Annotated in this window: 6 protein-coding genes and 1 rRNA gene; all 7 read right to left on the reverse strand. The window is 68.8% G+C overall.

Annotated elements, in window-relative coordinates; genetic code table 11:
- Nucleotides 1-6: 6 nt before the first annotated feature.
- Nucleotides 7-879, reverse strand: coding sequence for an FHA domain-containing protein (locus AB0435_RS29075; protein ID WP_366007615.1), 873 nt, complete (start codon nucleotides 877-879; stop codon nucleotides 7-9).
- A gap of 109 nt (nucleotides 880-988) precedes the next feature.
- The gene (locus tag AB0435_RS29080) at nucleotides 989-2,023 is read right to left on the reverse strand and encodes a DUF881 domain-containing protein (protein ID WP_366007625.1); all 1,035 of its coding nucleotides are present in this window, start codon (nucleotides 2,021-2,023) and stop codon (nucleotides 989-991) included.
- Nucleotides 2,024-2,028: 5 nt separating this feature from the next.
- A complete protein-coding gene (locus tag AB0435_RS29085; RefSeq protein ID WP_116210565.1) occupies nucleotides 2,029-2,361 on the reverse strand; it encodes a small basic family protein in 333 nt (110 codons plus the stop codon).
- Nucleotides 2,358-3,281, reverse strand: coding sequence for a DUF881 domain-containing protein (locus AB0435_RS29090; protein WP_366007614.1), 924 nt, complete (start codon nucleotides 3,279-3,281; stop codon nucleotides 2,358-2,360). Before AB0435_RS29090 ends, AB0435_RS29085 begins: the two co-directional genes overlap by 4 nt.
- A gap of 89 nt (nucleotides 3,282-3,370) precedes the next feature.
- Nucleotides 3,371-5,866, reverse strand: coding sequence for a mannose-1-phosphate guanyltransferase (locus AB0435_RS29095; RefSeq protein WP_366007613.1), 2,496 nt, complete (start codon nucleotides 5,864-5,866; stop codon nucleotides 3,371-3,373).
- Between the two features lie 104 nt (nucleotides 5,867-5,970).
- Complete coding sequence (locus AB0435_RS29100; RefSeq protein ID WP_366007612.1) at nucleotides 5,971-6,591, reverse strand: CDP-alcohol phosphatidyltransferase family protein; 621 nt, start codon at nucleotides 6,589-6,591, stop codon at nucleotides 5,971-5,973.
- A 166-nt stretch (nucleotides 6,592-6,757) separates the two neighbouring features.
- Nucleotides 6,758-6,833: ribosomal RNA gene (gene rrf, locus AB0435_RS29105) — 5S ribosomal RNA — on the reverse strand; the annotation flags it as partial.

Consider the following 6,833-nt stretch of genomic DNA (forward strand, 5'->3'; position numbering starts at 1 on the left):
GGTGGTTCAGATCCCCCGCTGGCTGCCGTAGAAGACCAGACGGTACTTACCGATCTGCACTTCATCGCCGTTGGACAGCTCGACCGAGTCGATCCGCTCCCGGTTCACATAGGTGCCGTTGAGGCTGCCGACGTCCGCGACGGTGAAGCCGCCGTTCTGCCCACGGCGGAATTCCACGTGCCGCCGCGAGACGGTGACGTCGTCGAGGAAGATGTCGCTCTGCGGGTGACGGCCCGCGGTGGTCAGATCGCCGTCCAGCAGGAACCGGCTGCCGGAGTTGGGCCCGCGGCGGACCACCAGCAGCGCCGAGCCCAGCGGAAGGGCGTCGACGGCCGCCTGGGCCTCGGGCGAGAGGGTCGGGATCGGCGTCTGGCCGGTGGTCTCGGAGTCGTACGCCGCCTCGAGACCGGAGATGGAGATGGTCGAGGTCGTCTCGGAAGCCCGCTCCGCCACGGCCCCGGGACGCAGCGGCGCCCCGCAGTTGGAGCAGAACCGACTGGCCTCGGCATTGCGATGGCCACACCTCGTACACACCGGCAAGGCAAACCCTCCACCCGCACTTGAGGTCGCTGGTGCCCCGAAACCTATGCGTCCTGCCGCGGAAGGGTCAACAGCGGACGCGCCGGACCCTCCCGAAATGTCTCCTCCGGGCGCATCCACCTGGTCCCGGAACAGCGGGCGCCCCTCCTGGGCACCTTCCGCACCTTCCACGGGGCGCGACGCCCGGTGGCGGGCCGAGCCGCTGCCACCCTCCTGGCGTGCGCTCTTGCCGAACAACTTCGCAAACAACTTCACGGGCGATTCCCCTTGACCGAAACAGACCCGCCCGTGGGGCAGGACGAACCCTCGATGCACACACCGTCCGACCGGGACATCCATACAACGTCCGTGGTCAACAGACAGTTTCCACCACGCACCCTCGACTTGGTGCGCCGACCCCCCGCAACCTCGTGGCCTCCGCTCGAAGCCCCCGGACCCGCCCGTCTCACTACGATGACGACCGAGCGTAGTCAGGCCGCTTCGCCGGGCGCAAGGCGTCCACAATGATCTTCTCAGACCTGCTGACCGAGACGCCCGCCTGCTCCTTCTCCAGAGTCTGCACCACACCACCGGGGATGTTCAGCGCCGGCTCCAGGTCCTGCGGCTTGCCGATCACCTTGAACAGGTAAGGCTGCGAGACCTTTTTGCCGTCGATCTCCACCTTCCCCGCGGCGCCCGAGAAATACGTGTCGGCGGTGACCCGTACGTCATTGATCTGGATCGCCTCCGCGCCCGCGGCCCGCAGCTCCTGGATGGTGTCCAGCAGCTTGTCCGGCTCGACCGAACCCTTGGGATCGCTCACCGTGAGCTCGATGCCGGGCCCCTGCGCCGCGACCGTGCCCGCGAGCACGGCGAGCTGCTGCTCCTTCTGCGCGGTCTGCTTACGGGCCTCGGCGGCCTGGTTGGAGCTGCTCTCCAGCTCCGTCCGCTGGCTCTCCAGATTCCGTTTCTCGTCCTCCAGGCGCTTGGTGCGGTTGTCCAGCTCGTCCAGGATCCGTACGAGATCCTCCTGCCGGGCGCCCCGCAGAGCGCTGTTGTCGCTCGTCGAACGGACCTGGATAGCAAGGCCGAGACCGAGCACGCAGAGCAGCACGGCGACCGTGAGCTGGGCCCGCGTCAGCCGGGGCGGCCAGAGACCGTTCAACAGCCGCTGACGCCCGGTCAACGGCTCCGGTCCGGCCGTCCCTTCCGGTGACGGCGCCGCCGCCTCGGGCTCGGGCTCGACGGGCGGCACGGGCTCGGGCTGCGCCTCGTCCTCCGGCTTTCCGGCCTCCGCGTCCCCGGCGGACTCATCGGGCTCGGCGGAACCTGCGGCTCCGCCGGACCGCTTCTCGCCGGGCTTGCCGGCCGGCCGCTCGGGCTCGCCGGACTCGTCCGGGCCCGGCTTTTTCCCGGGCTCCTTCCCAGGCTTCGGCTCCGGATCGCCGGGCTTCGCCGAGCCGCCCGCCGGGGTCGGCTCCTCGGGCGTGTCGTCGGTACTCATCGGCCTCACGCCCGGAAGATATGCCGCCGGATGGCGGCCGCGTTGGAGAAGATGCGGATGCCCAGGACGACCACGACACCGGTGGACAGCTGCGCGCCGACCCCGAGCTTGTCGCCCAGGAAGACGATCAGGGCGGCCACCACCACGTTGGACAGGAAGGAGACGACGAAGACCTTGTCGTCGAAGATCCCGTCCAGCATCGCCCGGAGGCCGCCGAACACCGCGTCGAGCGCCGCCACGACGGCGATGGGGAGGTAGGGCTCGACCACCGTCGGCACCACGGGGCGGACGACGAGGCCCACCACGACTCCCACGACGAGGCCCAATACGGCGATCACGATGTGCCCTTCCCTGTGTCGGCGCCGCGCTCTGCCACGGCACCCTCCTGCGGCTTCGCTGTGCGTACGATCAGGCTCGGCGCGGCCGGCAGCCGTACCTCACCCTGAGCGGAAATGCTGGTGCGGATCCCGTAGTTCTGCTGCAAGGCGCGCAGATAGAGCCCGTCGGCGCTGTTCTGGAACGCGCTGCTCAGGCGGTCCCCGTCACCGATCGCCAGCACCGTGTACGGCGGCACCAGCGGCTTGTTGTCGACCAGTATGGCGTCACCGGCGGCCCTGATCGCGGACAGCGCCGTCAGCCGCTGCCCGTTCACCGCGATCGCCTCCGCGCCCGACTGCCACAGACCGTTGACGATGCGTTGCATGTCCCGGTCACGCACCCGGCCCGTGTCGGAGAAGCCGTTGCTCTCCCGCGGGCCGTTGCCGCCGCCCTGCTTGGTCTGCTTGGCGTCGTCCACGACGAGCTTGACGCCGGGGCCCTGCACCGCGGTGGCACCCGCGAGCAGGGCCACCAACTCGGCCTTGTCCCCGCCGTGTTTCTGCAGCACGTCGCGCTGCTTGTTGCCGACCGCGGCGCGCAGCGTGTCGACATTCTTCTGGAGCGCGTCGGCGTCCGAGGACTCCCTGTTGATGCGGTCGATCAGCTGCTGGCGCTCCTTGGCCAGCGTCGGTGCCGATATCCGCGCCTGCGCCGCCCCCAGCGTCACCACCACAGCGGCGAGCAGCAGCGCGGCGGCGAGCCCCAACTTGGCGCGCAGCCTGGTGGGCAGCCCCTTGCCGCCCTCCGCCTCCCGCCGGGCCGCCGCCTCGGCGTACCCCTCGTCGAGGCTGTGGTCCATCACATTGGTCAGCAGCGACATGGAGGCATCGGGGCGCGGGGACGGCGATGCCGTCGTCCGAACGGGGGGCTGCTGCGACATGCCGCACATCGTCGCACGTCGGGGGCGCCGTCTCCCAATGGCCCCACCGGCGTGCCGGATCCGGGAACGAGAGACGGCGCCCCCCGGGCTCAGCGCCCGGCGCCGTCCACGACCGCCGACCACTCGTCGAGCAGCGCCTGCGCCGAGGCGTCGTCAGGACCCTCTGCCCAGAGGTGCGTCACGGCCTCCGCGGGATCGGGGAGGACCATCACCCAGCGGCCGTCGGCCTCGACCACGCGTACGCCGTCGGTCGTGTCCACCGACCGGTCACCGGCCGCCTCGACCACATGACGCATCACCAGCCCCTTGACCGCCCACGGCGTCGCGAGGTCACGACGCAGCACATGGGCCCGCGGAATCCTGGCGTCTATCTGGCTGAGCGTGAGCTGAGTGCGCGCCACCAGGCCGATCAGCCGCACGAACGCGGCCGTGCCGTCGAAGACGCTGCTGGACTCCGGCACGATGAACCCGCCTCGCCCGTCACCGCCGAAGATGGTGGTCTCCGCACGGCCGACCCTGGTCAGGTCGTCGGGCGAGGTGGTCGTCCACTCCACCTGCGTACCGTGGTACGCGGCCACTTGCTCGGCGATCCGGGTCGTGGTCACGGGGAGGGCCACCTTCCCGCTGCGCCGCTCGGCGGCCACCAGGTCGAGGAGGACCAGCAGCGCCCGGTCGTCCTCCACGATGCGCCCGCGCTCGTCGACGAGGGAGATGCGCTCGCCGACCGGGTCGAACCGCACGCCGAAGGCGGCCCGCGCCGACGCGACAATCTCGCCCAGCCGCACCAGGCCGGCCCGCCGGGTGTCGGCGGTCTCGGTCGGGCGGGACTCGTCGAGTCCGGGGTTGATCGTGAACGCGTCCACACCGAGCCGGCCCAGCAGGCTGGGCAGCACGAGGCCCGCGCTGCCGTTCGACGCGTCGACCACGACCTTCAGCCCGGCCTCGGCGACCCCACTGGTGTCCACGGATCTCAGCAGCGACCCCGTGTAGGAGTCGTAGACGCTGGAGGGGAACGACAGGTCGCCGATCTCGCCGGGGAAGGCGCGCCGGTACTCCTGGCGGGCGTAGACCCGGTCGAGCTTGCGCTGGCCGGCCTGGGAGAGGTCGGCGCCGCGCTCGTCGAAGAACATGATGTCCACCGAGTCCGGCACGCCCGGCGACGTACGGATCATGATGCCGCCGGCACTGCCCCGCGCGGTCTGCTGGCGCGCGACCGGCAGCGGCACGTTCTCCAGGTCCCGTACGTCTATGGCGCTGGCCTGGAGCGCGGAGATCACCGCGCGCTTGAGCGCCCGGGCGCCACGGGAGTGGTCGCGCGCGGTGGTGACCGTCGACCCCTTCTTGAGCGTGGTGGCGTACGCGCCGGCGAGCCGGACCGCGAGCTCGGGGGTGATCTCGACATTGAGGATGCCGGAGACTCCACGCGTGCCGAAGAGGTGGGCCTGGCCGCGGGACTCCCAGATGACCGAGGTGTTGACGAACGCGCCCGCCTCGATCGTCTTGAAGGGGTAGACACGGACGTTGCCCTGAATAATCGATTCCTCGCCGATGAGGCACTCGTCGCCGATCACGGCGCCGTCCTCGATGCGGGCGGCCCGCATGATGTCGGTGTTCTTGCCGATCACACAGCCGCGCAGATTGCTCTGCTGGCCGATGTAGACGTTGTCGTGGATGACGGCCTTGTGCAGGAAGGCCCCGCTCTTGACGACCACGTTGGAGCCCACGACGGTGTGCTCCCGGATCTCGGCGTCCGCCTCGACCTTCGCGTAGTCCCCGATGTAGAGCGGACCGCGCAGGACGGCGTCGGGGTGGACCTCGGCGCCCTCGGCCACCCAGACGCCCGGCGAGATCTCGAAACCGTCTATGTCGACTTCGACCCTGCCTTCGAGGACGTCGGCCTGAGCCTTGCCGTAGCTCTCGTGGGTGCCGACGTCCTCCCAATAGCCCTCGGCGACATAGCCGTAGATCGGCTTGCCGTCCTTCATCAGCTGGGGGAAGACATCGCCCGACCAGTCGACCGGCACATCGGGCTGGACGTAGTCGAAGACCTCCGGCTCCATGACATAGATGCCGGTGTTCACAGTGTCGGAGAAGACCTGGCCCCAGGTGGGCTTTTCCAGGAAGCGCTCGACCTTGCCGTCCTCGTCGACGATGGTGATGCCGAATTCCAGGGGATTCGGCACCCGGGTGAGACAGACGGTGACCAGAGCGCCCTTGGCCTTGTGGAAACGGATCAGGTCGGTCAGGTCGAAATCGGTGAGGGCGTCTCCGGAGATCACCAGAAAGGCGTCGTCCTTGAGCGCCTCCTCGGCATTCTTGACGCTGCCCGCGGTGCCGAGTGGCTTTTCCTCATTGGCATAGGTGAGCTCCATGCCGAGCTCCTCGCCGTCCCCGAAGTAGTTCTTGACGAGGGAGGCGAGGAACTGCACGGTCACCACGGTCTCGGTGAGCCCGTGCCGTTTGAGCAGTCTCAGCACATGCTCCATGATCGGCCGGTTGGCCACCGGCAGGAGCGGCTTGGGCATGCTCGAGGTCATGGGGCGAAGCCGCGTGCCTTCGCCACCGGCCATCACGACGGCCTTCATGTCGGAAGCGTCCTCCTTGAGAGACGACGGTCATCCCGACTGCACCCGCCCGGGCCGGGCTGCGTAACTCACATACGGCATCCGGCCCTGCTGGGGCTGCTGAACTACGGCGAGGCCAGTCGGGCCTGTCGGTCCGTCTTGACGAGTCGGCGGACCTGAACCACGTAGAGGATTCCTGCCCACCAATAGAGGGTTGTACCCCATCCGGCGAACGCCCATCCGAAAATCGCCGCGAGTGAGCGCAACAGGCCCTCACCCTCACTGAGAAGCAGCAACGGGAACGCGTACATCAGATTGAACGTGGCCGCCTTGCCGAGGAAGTTGACCTGCGGCGGCGGATAGCCGTGGCGGCGCAGAATCCACACCATGACCAGCAACATCGCTTCGCGCGCCAGAAGGGCGGCGGTGAGCCAGAGCGGAAGGATCTCCCGCCAGGTGAGGCCGACCAGTGTGGAAAGGATGTAGAGCCGGTCGGCGGCGGGGTCGAGGAGCCGGCCGAGGTTGCTGATCTGATTCCAGCGTCGGGCGAGCTTTCCGTCGAGGTAATCACTGACCCCGCTCAACGCGAGCACGAGCAGCGCCCATCCGTCGCTGCGCGGGCCGCCGAACTCCGGCCGGAGGATCAGCCACAGGAAGATGGGGACGCCGACGAGGCGAGCCATGCTGAGGATGTTCGGGATGGTGAGGACGCGGTCGGTCTGTACGCGCGTCTCCTGGACCTCCACCCGGGGGCCTCCTGTGGGGATATGTACCAACGATGCCCCATGACCCTACCCTCAGTCGCGGCCGGACCATGCAGAGGGGGTCGAGACGGGCCAACAATGGGCGCACCATAAACGCAAAAATGCCTCAGACCCCGGGTCTATGACCCAGGGCCTGAGGCTAAAATTTGTTCGGCGGCGTCCTACTCTCCCACACGGTCCCCCATGCAGTACCATCGGCGCTGAAAGGCTTAGCTTCCGGGTTC

Origin of the sequence: Streptomyces sp. NPDC051173, assembly GCF_040689515.1 — a bacterium.
GTDB lineage: Bacteria > Actinomycetota > Actinomycetes > Streptomycetales > Streptomycetaceae > Streptomyces.